This window comes from Ruegeria sp. O4, from assembly GCF_056535125.1.
On record NZ_JBQERO010000019.1, the window covers coordinates 1 to 15,952 of the forward strand.

Below are 15,952 nucleotides of genomic sequence, written 5' to 3' on the forward strand. Positions count from 1 at the left end.
CTCGATCTCGTCGCGCTGACGACCCAGCTCAGACCGGATCGAGCCAAAAAGCTCAGGATCGCGGTCCGACAAGGACTGGGTGAAAAATCCGGTGTCACGAAGATTGGCGTTCATTGGCGCTCCACATGGCTGGGTAAAATCTTGCGGATTTCCTATCGGAAACGTCACACGCGCAAAAGGCTTAAAGCGACGATTTGGCCTACTGCGGCGTCAAGACTGGCCTATTGGGGAAAGGTATGTTTGTTTCGGAACCAAATGTGCAACACCGGAAACCACAAAACATGAAAAAGAGAATCGCCTTTCTCGCCAGCGAGGTCAAAGTGGCGCAAACAGCGCGTGACATCCTGGTGGCCAAATATGGAAATGTGGCACCTCGGGACGCAGATGTTGTGGTTGCATTGGGCGGTGACGGCTTCATGTTGCACACTTTGTACAATGTGCAGCATCTCGATACTCCGGTTTACGGGATGAATCGCGGCACGATCGGCTTTCTGATGAATGAGTATCACGAAGACGATCTGATGGCGCGGCTGGAGGATGCCGAGGAAGAGGTTATCAACCCGTTGGCCATGCAAGCGATGGACCAATCTGGAAAACTGCACGAGGCGCTGGCGATCAACGAAGTGTCATTGCTACGCGCCGGTCCTCAGGCAGCAAGGCTCAAGATCAGCGTAGACGGCCGGGTACGCATGGCCGAACTGGTCTGTGACGGGGCATTGCTTGCCACGCCTGCGGGATCGACCGCCTATAACTATTCCGCGCATGGGCCGATTGTTCCGATTGGTGCTGACGTTCTGGCCCTGACACCCATCGCAGCGTTTCGCCCACGGCGGTGGCGTGGTGCCTTGTTGCCGAAAATGGCGAAAGTCAGGTTCGATGTGGTCGAAGCTGACAAGCGCCCGGTCATCGTGGCCGCCGATTCCGTTTCTTTCCCGGATATCGACTGGGTTGAGATCAGGTCGGAACCAGCCATTGCGCACCGTATCCTTTTCGACCCCGGCCATGGGTTGGAAGAACGTCTAATATCCGAACAATTCACGTAAAATAGGCCATCCCCAAATTTTTCTCACGCCTGTGTGAAGCAGTTCACAGGAATTCCCTTAATGATTGGCTAATGTGAACTTGTCCGGAGAACACGCCAAGGTGGGAGTGAGTGGCCACCTAAACGGTGTTTTCGAATGGTTGCGCAGATTTTGCGCTGGCGAGGGTGGGTGGTGCTACGCTCGTCATCAGAAATCCGGGCTTATTTTAGCAGCTGGACCCCGGGCACAATGACCCGGGGTCTATTTTTTGTTACATGTGATCCCAAAGCGGGAAACACATCTGTCCCACGCGAGCTTCTATCGCGGCGGCGGCATCCACGGCCAAATCCTCGCGCCAGCGCTGTGCCGCGATCTGTACATTGATAGGTTGAGGCCCTTTGGGAAGGTTGGCCAATCGTGACGGAACGCAGGCTGCAGGCAGTCCCAGAAAGTTCATCGCATAGGAATAGACAGCGCATCCCAGAACATCATGCACGCCTTCCGCGCCTTCGGTGTCCCGGTCGGGTTTGAAAAATGGCTGTGGCAGGAAAGGGGACAAGACCAGCGGGTAGTCCTGCATAAACAGGGACCATTCACGGGCATAATAGCTGCGCTTGGCCAGCATCCGGACCAATTCTGTTTCAACGATGGGCGGGAATTCCTGAAAGTAGACGTCAAAGATGTCGCGGATGGTTTTGGAACCAGCGGCTTCAATGTCAGATTTCATCAGGGTCAGCACTTCGCCCATCAAGGTCCGGTACCCGATCCGGCCACATTCAAAGACATCGGGTGGATCGACCTCTTCAACGTCGTACCCTGCATCGACCAGCGCATCGCGCGCAGTGTCGAGGGCTTTTTCGACCTCGGGGTGCAGCGCATAGCCGAAGGTGTTCTTGGTGAATGCCACCTTGATCGGCTGGTCAAAACGCTCACCGCGCCAGGGCATTGGTACGTGGAACGGATCCCGCGCATCGGTGGCGATCAGGCTGGGCATGGACAGGTGTAGATCCGCAGCCGACCGAGTGATCAGGCCCTGAACCGACATTGATTGCGCCAGCAATCCGCGTTCGGCCTTCTGACTTGGGTTCCACGCGGGAACGCGTCCCAACCCCGGTTTCACCGTAACCGCTCCGATGGCGGCTGCCGGAAAGCGCAGGCTGCCGCCAATATCGTTGCCATGGGCCAGCGCACCGACACCTGCCATCACGGCGGCAGCAGCGCCACCGGATGATCCCCCGGGTGAAATGTGCCGTCCCCACGGGTTGAACGTGCGCCCATGCAGGGGGTTGTCGGTGTCGGCCCTGAAGGAAAACTCGGGCGTATTCGTTCGCCCGATCACAATGGCCCCCGCTTTTTGCAAGTTGCTGACCACCGGCGCGTCATCCGGTGCGATCACATCCTTCAGCGCAATGACACCGTTGGTGGTGGCGTGGCCTTTCTGATCGACATTCACCTTGATTGTTACAGGAACACCATGCAGCGGGCCGGTCGGCTGACCACGCCCCCGTGCAGCATCTAGCGACTGCGCGCGTTCCAGGGCTTCGGTGCGCAAATCTTCGACGACCGCGTTCAGCGCGGGGTTCACCGCGTCCATGCGATCAATCGAGGCCTGTACCGCCTCGGTCACGCTCAGATCGCCGCGTCGGGTCAAGGTGGTCAGCTCTGTGGCGCTGAGACGCCAGATATCGGTATGTGTCATGGGCCCTCACTGTCTTACAGCGACAGTAGGGGCCCAGATTCAGGTTGCAAGGGCGGACATGACATGGGCGGCCTGTGCCGCCCGATGGTTACTTGGCGTAACCAATTGTCTGCAATGCTTCCTTGATCTCATCAAGGATGGCAGGATCGTCAATTGTTGCAGGCATTTTGTAGTCCTGACCGTCTGCAATCGACACCATCGTACCACGCAGGATCTTACCGGAACGGGTCTTGGGTAACCTGTCGACGACAACAGCCAGTTTGAAGGCGGCCACCGGCCCGATTTTCTCCCGAACCATTTTGACGACTTCCTGAACCACATCGCCATGATCCCGTGTGGCACCAGCATTCAGGCACAGGAAGCCAACCGGCATCTGTCCCTTCAGCTGGTCCGAAACACCGATCACCGCGCATTCTGCCACATCTGGGTGGGCGGCCAGCACTTCTTCCATCCCACCTGTCGACAAGCGATGGCCGGCAACGTTGATGACGTCATCGGTGCGCGCCATGATGTAGAGGTACCCGTCTTCGTCAATCATCCCGGCATCGCCGGTTTCGTAATATCCGGGGAAGTGTTCAAGATAAGATTTCTTGAACCGTGCTTCGGCATTCCACAGTGTTGGCAAGGTGCCTGGGGGCAGGGGCAATTTAACCGCGATGGCACCCAGTTCACCGGCCTTCATCGGGTGACCGCCTTCATCCAGAATTTGCACGTCATAACCCGGCATCGGTTTTGCGGGCGAGCCCAGCTTGACCGGAAGCTCTTCGATACCCAGCGGGTTCCCGGCAATGGCCCAGCCGGTTTCGGTTTGCCACCAATGGTCGATCACCGGAACCTTCAGCGCGTTTTGTGCCCAGATAATTGTGTCAGGGTCGGCGCGTTCGCCTGCCAGATAGAGGGCCTGTAGATGAGACAGATCGTATTTGCCGATCAATTCGCCCTTGGGGTCTTCTCGTTTGACGGCGCGGATGGCCGTAGGTGCGGTGAAGAAGCTTTTGACCTTATGTTCCGAGATCACGCGCCAGAAGGTGCCAGCATCCGGGGTGCCGACTGGCTTGCCCTCGAACACAATTGTGGTGTTTCCGTGGATTAGGGGTGCGTAGCAGATATAGGAGTGCCCCACGACCCAGCCCACATCGGAGGCTGCCCAGAACACGTCGCCTGGATCGACGTTATAGACATTCTTCATTGTCCAGTTCAGTGCCACAAGGTGTCCGGCAGTGGGGCGCACGACCCCTTTGGGTGCACCCGTAGTGCCAGAGGTGTACAGGATATAAGCCGGGTCATTGCCATCAACCGGCACGCATTCAGCCGGTTCGACACCGTATTGGAAACCGTGCCAGTTGAAATCGCGCCCTTCAATCAACTGGGCGACCTCTTGTTCCCGCTGGAAGATCACACAAAAATCAGGTTTGTGGTTGGCCAGTTCGATCGCACCGTCAAGCAGGGGCTTATAGTGAACCACGCGACCGGGTTCCATCCCACAGGACGCGGCGATGATTGCTTTGGGTTTGGCGTCGTCGATGCGCACGGCCAGTTCGTTGCTGGCAAACCCGCCGAACACGACCGAATGCACGGCGCCGAGGCGGGCACAGGCCAGCATCGCCTCAAGCGCTTCGGGGATCATCGGCATGTAGATAATGACACGGTCGCCTTTCTCGACACCCTTTGCGCGCAGCGCGCCGGCCAGAGTGGCCACGCGGTTGCGAAGCTCGACATAGGATATCTCGCGCTTGGTGTGGGTGATGGGACTGTCATAGATGATGGCGGTTTGTTCACCGCGCCCGTTTTCCACATGACGGTCTACGGCATTCCAACAGGTATTGACCCGCGCGTCGCTGAACCATTCGTACAAGGGCGCATTGTCGTCGAACAGTGCTTTGCTGGGGGCCTTGACCCAATCGATCCCTTTTGCAGCGTTCATCCAGAACGCTTCGGGGTCGGATTTCCAGCTGTCATAAACGTCCTGATACGCCATCTTGTCCTCCTCACAACGGCTTGGACATTGTGTTAGGTCGCTGAAAACATCCGGGCAAGCGCGACGCGTGACGACGCGTCAGTTTACCGCAAAAAATTTGCAGATCAGCGGAATATGACTTGCAAATTTTTGCAAAATTACAGTTGAAGCACAGTTTTTGTCGCAGCAATAGAAAGTTTTGCAAAATTGCAAACCATTGCGTGCAAATATTGTGCCGTTCCGAGAATCAGCTCAACCAGCCGTTTTGGCGTAACGTGGCAGCTTGTCCTGAAGGTTCAGCCAGGGCAGGTGGTCGGCGTGGAACACGTGAAACTGTGGCGGCAGGGTCTCCGGGTTGTCCAGCGTTGCGGTGTAAAGATGAATGTTCACCGTATCGCGCGCTGTGCGATAGGCCATCTGGGTTCCGCAGTTGCCGCAAAACAGACGTTCAACCCCTTCCGATGAGCGATAGATCTTTGGTGCCTGACCCAACCATCTGACCGCCTCATGCGGCAGCCCGAAAAAAGCCGTGACCGGCGCGGCGCAGTTTCGCCTGCAATCTGAACAGTGGCAATAACAGCTCCACGCGGCTTGGGCATCGCTTTCCCAATGCACGGCGTTGCAGTGGCAATGTCCTTTCATGCGCTTCCCCCCCCTGTTGGCAGGGGCGCCAGCAAGGCTGCCCCCGGTTAACCGTAATGCGCCACGGGTGTTCCTGCAATCGCCGCCATGTTCAGCAGACCGCGCGCGGTGATGGATGGAGTAACAATATGGGCCTTGTTGCCCATGCCCATCAGGATCGGGCCAACTTCAATCCCGTCCGCCTTCATCTTCAGAATATTGCGTACGCCACTGGCAGCATCTGCGTGGGCGAATATCAGAACGTTGGCCGCCCCCTCTAGTCGCGACGCTGGGAAGATACGCGCCCGCAGGTCTGCATCCAAAGCCGCATCCAGATTCATTTCGCCTTCGTAGACAAAATCGCGCGGCTGCCGATCAAGGATTTCCAGCGCCGCCCGCAGCCGTTTGCCTGATCCTTCAGCCTGATTGCCGAATTGCGACTGCGAACAGAAGGCGATCTTGGGCTCGATCCCGAACCGGCGAACATGTCGCGCGGCGCCAATGGTGGTTTCGGCCAGTTCTTCCGGCGATGGCAATTGCCGGACATGCGTATCGGCAATGAACAGGGGGCCATCTTCCAGGATCATCAGGGACAACGCACCATGCGGGCGCAGTTTGCTGTCGTCCAACACCTGTTCGACATAGTTCAGGTGCCAGCGGAATTCACCAAATGTGCCGCAGATCATGCTGTCCGCTTCGCCACGATGCACCATGATCGCACCAATGGCAGTTGTGTTGGTGCGCATGATCGCCTTGGCCAGATCTGGCGTCACACCGCGGCGCTGCATGATTTGGTGGTAGGAAGTCCAGTAATCGTAATAGCGCGGGTCGTTCTCCGGGTTAACGATCTGACAGTCCTTGCCCGGACGAATGGTCAGCCCCAGCTTTTCACATCTGGTCTCGATCACATCGGGTCGCCCAATCAGAATTGGCGTTTCCGTCGTCTCTTCGAGAATGGCCTGCGCGGCCCTCAAAACCCTTTCATCTTCACCCTCGGCAAAAACGATGCGACGGGATGCGACGGCCGCGGCCTCGAACACAGGACGCATCAGAAGGGCTGATTTGAAGACCGACTGGTTGAGCTTTTCCTTATAGGCTTCAAGGTCCTCGATAGGGCGTTTTGCGACACCGCTTTCCATGGCGGCCTTGGCAACCGCCGATGACACCACGCCCACAAGACGTGGGTCAAATGGTTTTGGGATCAGGTACTCCGGACCAAAGGTCAGTTGCTCGCCCTTATAGGCAGCCGCCGCCTCGGCGCTTGTGGTCGCGCGCGCCATCTCAGCAATACCATCCACGCAGGCAATCTGCATCGCGTCATTGATCTCGGTCGCGCCGACATCCAGCGCACCCCGGAAGATAAACGGAAAGCACAATACGTTGTTGACCTGATTGGGAAAATCACTGCGACCCGTGGCGATGATTGCGTCTGGTGCTACTGCGCGCGCGTCCTCTGGCAGAATTTCCGGCGTCGGGTTGGCCAGGGCGAAGATGATCGGGCGGCTGGCCATTTTCCGGACCATATCAGGCTTCAGAACATTTGGGCCGCTGAGACCCAGAAACAGGTCGGCCCCACCAATCACATCGTCCAGCGTCCGCAAATCCGACTTCTGCTCGAACTGTGACTTGTGCGGGTTCATATCCTCGGCCCGTCCTTCGTAGACAAGCCCGTGAATGTCGCATAGCCATATGTTTTCGCGCTTCACACCCAGCTTGACCAGCATGGTCAGGCACGCGATCCCGGCAGCCCCGCCGCCGGTCGACACGACTTTGATGTCCTCAAATGACTTTCCGGCCACATGCAGCGCATTCTTGGCCGCAGCACCGACCACAATAGCGGTTCCATGCTGGTCGTCATGGAAAACCGGGATGTTCATACGCTCCCGGCAGAGCTTTTCGACGATGAAGCAATCAGGGGCCTTGATGTCTTCAAGGTTAATGGCGCCAAATGTTGGTTCAAGGGCACAGACGATATCCGCAAGCTTTTCGGGATCGGGCTGATCGACCTCGATATCAAAACAGTCAATACCTGCGAATTTCTTGAAAAGGACGGCCTTGCCTTCCATAACCGGCTTCGAAGCGAGTGCTCCGATATTCCCCAGGCCAAGCACCGCGGTGCCGTTTGAAACCACGGCGACAAGATTGCCGCGCGCCGTGTAACGTTCCGCATTGGCTGCATCGGCCTTGATTTCAAGGCTGGCCTCGGCCACGCCGGGCGAATAGGCGCGGGCCAGATCGCGCCCGTTGGCCATCGGTTTGGTAGCCTTGATCTCAAGCTTTCCGGGTTTGGGAAATTCATGATATTCGAGCGCAGCTTGTCGCAGGCTGGGGGTGTCAGACATCGGCGATTCAGCTCCCATTGAGAATTTGATTTAGCCTTAAACTATTTTTTTGGACTTGGCTACGCTACGTAACTCTGCCGTGATGTCGCAACCGTGAAACCGGATTGATATTGTCTGATTTCATTTTCACCTTTTCACATTGTGACGACCAAGATCACTCTGGCAAGGCCGTTGTGACATTCAGAACTGATGACTCGGCCGGCAACCAATGAGGGATCAGTAGGTTGGATGTTGGTTGCAGTGGTGTTGGGCGGTTGTAGTCACCCAGATTTGGTCGAGTTCACCGCGCTGAACGGCGGAGTTTTACCTGTGATTATTGAAATGCGCTTCTTCGTTATGGAAGAAATGCCGGAGATGTTCTTTTCGGTTGGCATTTTGACCTCTGTTCTGATCGGATGGCCAAAGTTGCAACTCGAAGAGAATACTGATGACCAAGACATCCGATCTGGCGAAAACGCACGCTGAAATTCGCCTGCCCACCCAAGAAATTCGCGACGACATCCCTTTTTACACAAAAATACTGGGGATGAAGATGGAAATGATCTATCCCGCTGACGATCCGCGCGTCGCGGTGTTTTCGGGGCATGGCGTGCGGTTGCGCATTGAAAAAGACGCACCGGAAAGTCCGGGAACATTGCGTATCCTGACGGATGATCCGTCTGATTTCGCGGGTGGTGAACGCGTTCTTGTAGCCCCGAATGGCACCCGAATCGAAATTGAAGAACGAAATCCGCCACTGGTGATGCCAGAGACCGTGCATTCCTTTGTCGTGCGCAGGCTCAAGGATCAGGCCCCCTGGATCATTGGCCGGGCCGGGATGCACTATCGCGATCTGGTCCCGGATCGGCTGGGCGGGTCGATTATTGCCAGCCATATCCGCATTCCCGATGGTGGACCGGTTCCGGACATGGTGCATTTTCACAAGGTCGGGTTTCAGCTGATCTTTTGCATCCATGGCTGGGTGGATGTGGTCTATGAGGATCAGGGCGAGAAAATGCGTCTGACAGCGGGGGACTGCTTTATTCAACCTCCGGAAATCCGGCACCGCGTTCTTGAAGCTTCTGATAATGTTCAGGTCATCGAGATCGGAGTGCCGGCTGAGCATGTCACAGAGATCGACCATGACATGACACTTCCCACTCCGCACATCCGCCCGGACCGCGAATGGCAGGGGCAACGCTTTGTCTATAATCAGGCCAAGGGTGCCGAGTGGATGCCCTTCCGCCTGCCGGGGTACATCTGCCGCGACACCACGATTGCCGAGAACACCAAGGGTGTCGCTGGGGTGCAGGTTGTGCGCAAAGGGTCGGGTGATCCGGAATGGGCCAGCCATGACACCGACATTCACTTTACCTTTGTGATGGACGGCGAGGTCACCCTGGAAGGAGAGGGGCGCGATCCCTACCGGCTGGAGCAAGGGGATGCGTTCGTCATCCCACCTGGGATGCGCACACGGCTGTCCGACCCAACAGACAATATCGAATTGTTGGAAGTCACCTTACCCGGTACCTTCAACACAACGCTGGGTTAAGCGAAAAACATGGGGCAGGGGCTTCAAATTCCCCGCCTTAATACGTTAGCGTGCAAATTTCTGACCAGATGATCAAAAATGAGGAATCGCCATGTCGCTGAAAGACGCTGCCTTGTCTGTCCGGGAAAACGCCTACGCGCCATATTCGAACTTCAAAGTTGGCGCAGCGCTTCGGTCTTCTTCGGGTCATGTCTTTTCCGGGTGCAACGTCGAGAATGTGGCCTATCCCGAGGGGACCTGCGCGGAAGCAGGTGCAATTGCCGCTATGGTGGCCGCGGGCGAGCAGGAACTGACCGAGGTCTATGTGGTTGCCTCCAGCCCTCAGCCTGTGCCGCCTTGCGGCGGATGCCGTCAGAAGCTGGCCGAGTTTGGCAAGCGCGATGTAAAGGTTACTCTGGCAACCGTCGATGGTGCGGAGTTTGAGACAACCATCGGAGATTTGCTGCCGGGTGCGTTCGACGCGTCGCACATGGAGGATGTCTGAACGCATGGACGCCCGTTCAATCATAGCCAAACTGCGCAGGCACGAAGTCCCAGGCCGCGACGAGCTTATCTGGTTCGCGCAAGGGTTGGCAGACGGCAGCGTCAGCGATGCGCAGGCCGGGGCGTTTGCCATGGCCGTCTGTATGGGCGGGCTGGGTCCTCAGGGGCGTGCGGACTTGACGATTGCGATGCGCGATAGCGGCGATGTTCTCGGTTGGGATGTGGACGGGCCGGTGATCGACAAGCACTCGACCGGTGGGGTCGGGGACTGCGTCAGCCTTGTGCTGGCTCCGGCGCTGGCGGAATGTGGTGCTTATGTGCCGATGATCTCGGGTCGGGGTTTGGGGCACACGGGTGGAACATTGGACAAGCTCGAGGCGATTCCGGGTGTCAGCACTCAGATCAGTCAGGACCGACTTGCGCAGATATTGCGCGAAACGGGTGCGGCTATCGTCGGCGCGACGGGCCAGATTGCACCGGCGGACAAGCGGCTTTATGCAGTTCGGGACGTGACGGCGACGGTCGAAAGTCTGGATCTGATCACAGCATCGATCCTGTCCAAAAAGCTGGCGGCCAGCCCGGATGCGTTGGTTCTTGACGTCAAGGTTGGCAGCGGTGCCTTTATGAAAACAATTGAGGATGCCCGCAAGCTGGCCACAGCATTGACCGAGACTGCGAACGCGGCTGGGTGCCGGACTTCGGCGGTGATCACGGACATGAACCAGCCTTTGGCCCCGGCGCTGGGCAATGCACTGGAGGTCGCGGAAGTGATGAAGGTTCTGACCGGTCCTGGCGCTTCGCCACTGGTGGACATTTCTGCCGAGTTGGGCGGCGTCCTGCTGGCCGATGCAGGCATGTGCATCTCGGTCGAGGAGGGGCGTGAGCAGATCGCCAAGATCATCCGTGACGGTCGCGCCGCCGAACGGTTTGGCCGCATGATGGCAGCGGTTGGTGGTCCTGTGAAATTCGTCGATACCTGGACCCGTTTCCTGCCTGAGGCGAGCGTTATTCAGGAGGTTCCTGCCCCCGAAGACGGTTACGTCTCCGCCATCGACGGAGAGGCGCTGGGCCTTGCCGTGGTCGCGCTGGGTGGCGGCCGCCAGGTCGAAAGTGATGAGATCGATCCGGCAGTAGGAATATCCAACATCCTCAGGCTGGGGGATCGTGTTTCAAGAGGTTCACCCATTGCCGTGGTCCACGCTGCACGGGAAGGCGCTGCACGGCAGGCAGCGGAAACTGTTCTGAGCGCGATGACAATCAGCGATACAGTTCCAAAGCTGCCCGATCTGATCCACGAAAGGATCAGCGTATGAGCCGTGCATTCTTTGTCGTCATGGATTCCGTCGGAATAGGCGGGGCACCTGATGCAGACCGGTTTTTCAACGGTGATGTTCCGGATGCCGGGGCAAACACGCTGGCCCATATCGCCCAAGCCTGCGCGGAAGGCCGCGCAGTAGATGGGCGCACCGGCCCGTTGCACCTGCCCAACCTGGACGCGCTGGGTTTGGGCGCGGCTGTGCGGCTGGCGTCTGGAGACGCCACTCCGGGCCTCGATGCCGAACCCGCTGGACTATGGGGCTGCGCGCGTGAGCATTCGCCCGGTAAGGACACGCCCTCAGGCCACTGGGAACTGGCTGGCCTGCCGGTGCCCTGGGATTGGCATTACTTTCCAAACACGGTTCCGGCTTTTCCAACGGAACTGAGCCGCGCGGCAGCCGAAGCTGCCGGGACCGAAGGCATTCTTGGCGACTGCCACGCGTCCGGAACAGCGATCATTGCCGAGCTGGGCGCCGAGCATATGCGCACCGGCTGGCCGATCTGCTACACATCCGCTGACAGTGTATTTCAGATCGCGGCTCATGAGGAAAGCTTTGGGCTGGAACGGTTGCTGGACATGTGCCGCGCGCTTGCACCGCGTTTGCATCAGATGAAAGTCGGGCGTGTCATTGCGCGCCCCTTTGTCGGAACGCCTGAGGCGGGGTTTGATCGGACGACCAATCGCAAGGATTTCGCCATTCTGCCCCCGGCACCGGTGCTGACCAATTGGGTGCAGGATGCAGGGCGGCGGGTTCATGCTGTAGGTAAGATCGGCGACATCTTCTCGATGCAAGGGATCAACACGCTGCGCAAAGGGTCGGATGCCCAGCTAATGCAGCACCTGTCTGACCTTGTGGACGAGGCGGAAGAGGGCAGTCTGGCCTTCGCCAACTTTGTCGAGTTCGACAGCCTGTACGGACATCGCCGGGACATCAGCGGATATGCGCGTGCGTTGGAATGGTTCGACCGCGAGATCGGGGATATTCTGAAGAAGCTTCACCCGGGCGACCTGTTGCTGTTGACTGCTGATCATGGCAATGACCCAAGCTGGACCGGAACAGATCACACCCGTGAACAGGTTCCGGTTCTGATTGCGGGGCAGGGTGCGGGACAGATCGGGCAAGTGGATTTTGCCGATATCGCGGCCAGCATTGCCCATCATCTGAATATTCCGGCGCAAGGGCCGGGAAGGAACTTTTTATGAGCGTTGCAGACCTGCCCAAAATTGAACTGCATCTTCACCACGAAGGTGCAGCGCCTCCGGCCTTCATCCGCCAGCTTGCGCATGAAAAACGTGTGGATCTGAGCGGTATCTTCAAGCCAGACGGATCTTATGATTTTCGTGATTTCGCGCATTTTCTGAGCGTGTACGAAGCCGCTTGCGAAGTTCTGAAAACGCCCGAAGACTTCCGGCGGCTGACATTGGCCATTCTTGAGGAAAGCGCTGAAAATGGCGTGGTTTATTCCGAGACCTTCCTCAGCCCTGATTTTTGCGGCGGTGGCGACCTGCATGCGTGGCGGGATTATCTGAACGCCATTCAGGATGCGGCAGACGAGGCCGAGCGTAAATTTGGTATCACCTTGCGCGGTGTCGTTACCTGTGTCCGCCATTTTGGCGCCGAACAAGCCAGGCGAAGTGCCCATTGTGCGGCCGAGACCGCCGGAAACTGGATCACCGGTTTCGGCATGGGCGGCAACGAATCCATTGGCACGCAGGGCGATTTCAAATGGTCTTTCGATTGTGCCCGCGAAGCCGGGCTGCGCCTGACCACGCATGCAGGTGAGTTTGGCGGTCCTGACAGTGTGCGCGACGCTGTGCGCGATCTGGGGGTTGAGCGTATCGGGCACGGCGTCCGCGCCATCGAAGACCTTGATCTTGTACGTGAACTGGTTGACCGGGATATCACGCTTGAAGTGTGTCCGGGTTCGAATGTGGTTCTGGGCCTTTTCCCAGATTTTGCTGCCCACCCCATCGCGAAACTGCGCGATGCGGGCGTAAAGGTTACGGTTTCCACCGACGATCCTCCGTTTTTTCACACGACCATGCGGCGGGAATATGAGATGTTGAACGCGGCTTTCGGTTGGGAGGCCGGGGATTTTGCGGCATTGAATGAGATGGCCCTGAATGCGGCCTTCTGCGATGAAGACACCCGCGCGCGGGTCAAGAAAAGATTGGAGAACACATGAGCGAACACCTGACCGTCGTTGATCACCCGCTGGTGCAACACAAGCTGACGCTCATGCGGGACAAGGGCACCTCGACCGCCGGATTCCGGCAGTTGCTGCGCGAGATCACATTGCTTCTGGCTTACGAGGTCACGCGCGACATTCCCCTTACAACGCGAAATATCGAAACGCCGATGGAAGAAATGGACGCCCCCATACTGGCGGGTAAGAAAATGGCGCTGGTGTCGATCCTTCGCGCCGGAAACGGGATGCTGGACGGGGTGCTGGAACTTGTACCTTCGGCACGCGTCGGTTTCGTGGGGCTGTATCGCGACGAAGAAACGCTGAAACCCGTACAGTATTATTTCAAGGCCCCCGAAAGCCTGAAGGACCGTTTGGTCATTGCGGTGGATCCGATGCTGGCGACTGGTAACAGCTCGGCCGCGGCCATTGACCTGCTGAAACAGGCCGGGGCGACGGATATTCGCTTTCTGTGCCTGTTGGCGGCACCCGAAGGTGTCGCGCGGATGAAGGAAGCACACCCTGACGTTCGTATCGTCACGGCAGCGCTGGACCGCGAGTTGAACTCGAAAGGTTACATCATGCCCGGTCTGGGGGATGCCGGTGACCGGATGTTCGGAACCAAGTAACCCGGTTTATTCGCCGCAAATATTCTGTAGCCGGACCCAATCACGGTCCGGCAGCACCTGTTCCAGTGCCCTTCCCGCCATCGGATCTGCTTCGATCAGGCCAAGAACGGTTTCGCCGGTCACATCACGGGCATAGGCGTAGGGGGTTGAGGGAAGCGCGCTTTGCGAGAACATCGCCAGCAAGTCGTCGTCAGAAATGGCCGGACGAGGCTGCGACAGGACCTGCTCGGTATATGTGTCGATAATCTCGGGCGTCAGCCCGCCGGTTGTCAGAAGCCTGAAGGCCGAGGTCGCGCCGGTTCTGTCCAGAAGGTCATCCAGCGGGTCCCAATGCGCGGCCCGCGCCCGTTCCGCAATCACATAGCCCGCTGCAACGGCAGGATCTTCGTAATCCTCTACCAAAGCACGGCTTAGCAGGACCGTGCCGCCAGGAAGGCTGAGGCTGTCCTGAACGCCTGCTGGCAGAATGATGATCTGCCGTACGCCCGTGCGCCGGGCCAATTGTTCCAGTGAATCCCGTGCATCCCGCGACGTACAGGCCTGGCCCGAGACGCGCTCGATCCGATGCAGGATCATATCGCCGATCTCTTGCCGCTTGACCTGGGGCACGACCGAGACAACGTGGTTTTGCAGTGCACCCGGCAGCCAGAACAGCAACAGGGCCAGCACGGCGGCCACGACGCCTCCGACACTCAGCCAGCGCAAACGCCCCGGGTGGGGGCGGGACCGATCAATAGCACGCTGCAATCGATCGATCGCTTCAAGCATCGTGGTTTCGGATTCCGCCAGCTCAAGCGTTTCATCCGGGTCACCGTCCGGGTTGAATATGGCCGGAAAGGAACCGGGGTTCTGGCGTTCAAGTGCCGCCAGCGACCAATGTGTTAGCGCCCTGTCATTGAAATCAGAAATGGTTAGGGTGGCTTCGCCGATAGACACAACAACCTCGCGCCGCTGTTCATCGGGCGAGGGGCGCCACAGACCGGTGGCTTCGATCCGCTGGTACTGTTTCAGGGCCGTCATCTGGGTTGGTCTGCTCGAATTTGTTTTGTTGCAGCTTAGCATGGTGAAATCGCAGGGCGCAAACCTGTTGCGCAGTCGTTGTGAATTGTGCTGGATACCCGAATGGATCGAAACAGTCGGCCCACCATCGCAATCAGGACACGACTTCATGCAGGCGCATTCCGCATCTTCTGCTGTTCTGGCTTCGGCCCTGATGGTAAGTGCCATGGCAATTATCGGCGTCATCGACAATGTTGTGATCCTTTTGGCCGAAACCGTCGGGCTGTGGCAGTTTCATCTGACCCGTGCACTGTTGATGCTGCCGCTGATTGTTGGCCTGTCGTTTCTGGGGCTGGGTGGGTTGAGGCCCGTGCGGTGGGGGCCTGTCATCTTGCGCAGCGTGCTGATTACCATGGCGATGCTTTTCTATTTTGCATCTCTTGCCATGATGCCAATTGCACAGGCGCTGGCAGGGTTGTTCACCTCACCGATTTTTGTGCTGTTGATCTCCGCTCTGGTGCTCAGGCAACCAATAGGGCCGTGGCGCATACTGGCCGTACTGATTGGATTTACGGGCATCCTTTTGGTACTTCAGCCAAACCCCAGCGATTTTGACCTGCGCACGCTGGTGCCTGTGGCGGCAGGGTTTTTCTATGCCCTCAGTTCGATCCTCACGCGTACGCATTGTTCTCAGGAAAGCACTGTGGCCATGCTGGCCGTTATGGTCATTACTCTGGGTGTGGCAGGTGCGATGGGGGTTGCGTTTCTGACAATCTCACCGCTCGTCACGGCAGAGGGTGCTGATGGCTTTGTCTCGCGTGGATGGGTTTGGAACATGGGGCCTGCCATACCGTGGCTGGTTACTCAGGCTATCGGTTCAACAATCGCGGTTTTCATGCTGATCAAGGCGTATCAGGTAGGCGAGCCATCTTATGTGGCGGTGTTCGAGTATTCTGTTATGATCTTCGGCCCGCTTTTCGCTTTTGTGGCCTTTGGGCAAACCATTGGCGTCTTTCAGATTTCGGGCATCCTTATGATTGCGGCAGCGGGTCTGTTGCTGGGGTGGCGTGCCAGCCGATCATCTGAACAGCAAAAAGTAGCCTGACGCGATTGGGTCGTATGCACGTCTAAGCCAGATCGTCTTGATGCTTCTGAACCTCTGTGA

The 15,952-nt window shown here is 57.8% G+C and carries 14 protein-coding genes; 9 read left to right on the top strand and 5 right to left on the bottom strand.

Annotated elements, in window-relative coordinates; all coding sequences use genetic code 11:
• Positions 1–236: 236 nt before the first annotated feature.
• Positions 237–1,043, top strand: a complete 807-nt coding sequence (locus tag ACR0J7_RS16850; RefSeq protein WP_480485157.1) for an NAD kinase — start codon at positions 237–239, stop codon at positions 1,041–1,043.
• Positions 1,044–1,293: 250 nt separating this feature from the next.
• Here the strand turns inward: ACR0J7_RS16850 and ACR0J7_RS16855 are convergent, their stop codons facing one another.
• From ACR0J7_RS16855 to ACR0J7_RS16870, 4 genes are all read right to left on the bottom strand, one after another.
• Entirely contained in the window at positions 1,294–2,721 is a 1,428-nt protein-coding gene (locus ACR0J7_RS16855; RefSeq protein ID WP_480915030.1) for an amidase family protein, read from the bottom strand.
• Between the two features lie 88 nt (positions 2,722–2,809).
• Complete coding sequence (prpE, locus tag ACR0J7_RS16860) at positions 2,810–4,699, bottom strand: propionate-CoA ligase PrpE (protein WP_480772938.1); 1,890 nt, start codon at positions 4,697–4,699, stop codon at positions 2,810–2,812.
• Positions 4,700–4,930: 231 nt separating this feature from the next.
• Positions 4,931–5,320 (bottom strand): GFA family protein, encoded by a 390-nt coding sequence (locus ACR0J7_RS16865; protein ID WP_480484268.1) that lies wholly within the window; start codon positions 5,318–5,320, stop codon positions 4,931–4,933.
• Positions 5,321–5,367: 47 nt separating this feature from the next.
• Positions 5,368–7,641 (bottom strand): NADP-dependent malic enzyme, encoded by a 2,274-nt coding sequence (locus tag ACR0J7_RS16870; protein ID WP_267365814.1) that lies wholly within the window; start codon positions 7,639–7,641, stop codon positions 5,368–5,370.
• 189 nt (positions 7,642–7,830) lie between these two features.
• On the opposite strand from ACR0J7_RS16870, the gene ACR0J7_RS16875 reads away from it, so the two are divergent.
• The 7 genes from ACR0J7_RS16875 (at position 7,831) to upp (ending at position 13,788) form a co-directional block, all read left to right on the top strand.
• Positions 7,831–8,106, top strand: a complete 276-nt coding sequence (locus ACR0J7_RS16875; protein ID WP_480915032.1) for a hypothetical protein — start codon at positions 7,831–7,833, stop codon at positions 8,104–8,106.
• Positions 8,069–9,172 carry a cupin domain-containing protein gene (locus ACR0J7_RS16880; protein ID WP_480915034.1) on the top strand — a complete coding sequence of 368 codons (1,104 nt, stop codon included), beginning with the start codon at positions 8,069–8,071 and terminating at the stop codon, positions 9,170–9,172. The genes ACR0J7_RS16875 and ACR0J7_RS16880 overlap by 38 nt, the downstream gene beginning before the upstream one ends.
• Before the next feature lie 91 nt (positions 9,173–9,263).
• Positions 9,264–9,656, top strand: a complete 393-nt coding sequence (locus ACR0J7_RS16885; RefSeq protein ID WP_267365809.1) for a cytidine deaminase — start codon at positions 9,264–9,266, stop codon at positions 9,654–9,656.
• 4 nt (positions 9,657–9,660) lie between these two features.
• Positions 9,661–10,968 carry a thymidine phosphorylase gene (locus ACR0J7_RS16890; RefSeq protein ID WP_480915036.1) on the top strand — a complete coding sequence of 436 codons (1,308 nt, stop codon included), beginning with the start codon at positions 9,661–9,663 and terminating at the stop codon, positions 10,966–10,968.
• Positions 10,965–12,176 (top strand): phosphopentomutase, encoded by a 1,212-nt coding sequence (locus ACR0J7_RS16895; protein ID WP_480915038.1) that lies wholly within the window; start codon positions 10,965–10,967, stop codon positions 12,174–12,176. Before ACR0J7_RS16890 ends, ACR0J7_RS16895 begins: the two co-directional genes overlap by 4 nt.
• Positions 12,173–13,159: an adenosine deaminase gene (locus ACR0J7_RS16900; RefSeq protein ID WP_480915040.1), complete on the top strand. Its 987-nt coding sequence runs from the start codon at positions 12,173–12,175 to the stop codon at positions 13,157–13,159. Before ACR0J7_RS16895 ends, ACR0J7_RS16900 begins: the two co-directional genes overlap by 4 nt.
• Positions 13,156–13,788: a uracil phosphoribosyltransferase gene (upp, locus tag ACR0J7_RS16905; protein WP_480484262.1), complete on the top strand. Its 633-nt coding sequence runs from the start codon at positions 13,156–13,158 to the stop codon at positions 13,786–13,788. Before ACR0J7_RS16900 ends, upp begins: the two co-directional genes overlap by 4 nt.
• Positions 13,789–13,794: 6 nt before the next feature.
• On the opposite strand, the gene ACR0J7_RS16910 is transcribed toward upp, so the two are convergent.
• Positions 13,795–14,808 (bottom strand): hypothetical protein, encoded by a 1,014-nt coding sequence (locus ACR0J7_RS16910; protein ID WP_267367575.1) that lies wholly within the window; start codon positions 14,806–14,808, stop codon positions 13,795–13,797.
• Between the two features lie 148 nt (positions 14,809–14,956).
• On the opposite strand from ACR0J7_RS16910, the gene ACR0J7_RS16915 reads away from it, so the two are divergent.
• Positions 14,957–15,892: a DMT family transporter gene (locus ACR0J7_RS16915; protein ID WP_209503242.1), complete on the top strand. Its 936-nt coding sequence runs from the start codon at positions 14,957–14,959 to the stop codon at positions 15,890–15,892.
• Positions 15,893–15,952 lie beyond the last annotated feature (60 nt).

Bases quoted from the DNA above. Each gene is read 5' to 3' on its own strand.
- ACR0J7_RS16850 (WP_480485157.1), top strand. From the start codon at position 237: ATGTTTGTTTCGGAACCAAATGTGCAACACCGGAAACCACAAAACATG.
- ACR0J7_RS16855 (WP_480915030.1), bottom strand. From the start codon at position 2,721: ATGACACATACCGATATCTGGCGTCTCAGCGCCACAGAGCTGACCACC.
- prpE (WP_480772938.1), bottom strand. From the start codon at position 4,699: ATGGCGTATCAGGACGTTTATGACAGCTGGAAATCCGACCCCGAAGCG.
- ACR0J7_RS16865 (WP_480484268.1), bottom strand. From the start codon at position 5,320: ATGAAAGGACATTGCCACTGCAACGCCGTGCATTGGGAAAGCGATGCC.
- ACR0J7_RS16870 (WP_267365814.1), bottom strand. From the start codon at position 7,641: ATGTCTGACACCCCCAGCCTGCGACAAGCTGCGCTCGAATATCATGAA.
- ACR0J7_RS16875 (WP_480915032.1), top strand. From the start codon at position 7,831: ATGACTCGGCCGGCAACCAATGAGGGATCAGTAGGTTGGATGTTGGTT.
- ACR0J7_RS16880 (WP_480915034.1), top strand. From the start codon at position 8,069: ATGACCAAGACATCCGATCTGGCGAAAACGCACGCTGAAATTCGCCTG.
- ACR0J7_RS16885 (WP_267365809.1), top strand. From the start codon at position 9,264: ATGTCGCTGAAAGACGCTGCCTTGTCTGTCCGGGAAAACGCCTACGCG.
- ACR0J7_RS16890 (WP_480915036.1), top strand. From the start codon at position 9,661: ATGGACGCCCGTTCAATCATAGCCAAACTGCGCAGGCACGAAGTCCCA.
- ACR0J7_RS16895 (WP_480915038.1), top strand. From the start codon at position 10,965: ATGAGCCGTGCATTCTTTGTCGTCATGGATTCCGTCGGAATAGGCGGG.
- ACR0J7_RS16900 (WP_480915040.1), top strand. From the start codon at position 12,173: ATGAGCGTTGCAGACCTGCCCAAAATTGAACTGCATCTTCACCACGAA.
- upp (WP_480484262.1), top strand. From the start codon at position 13,156: ATGAGCGAACACCTGACCGTCGTTGATCACCCGCTGGTGCAACACAAG.
- ACR0J7_RS16910 (WP_267367575.1), bottom strand. From the start codon at position 14,808: ATGACGGCCCTGAAACAGTACCAGCGGATCGAAGCCACCGGTCTGTGG.
- ACR0J7_RS16915 (WP_209503242.1), top strand. From the start codon at position 14,957: ATGCAGGCGCATTCCGCATCTTCTGCTGTTCTGGCTTCGGCCCTGATG.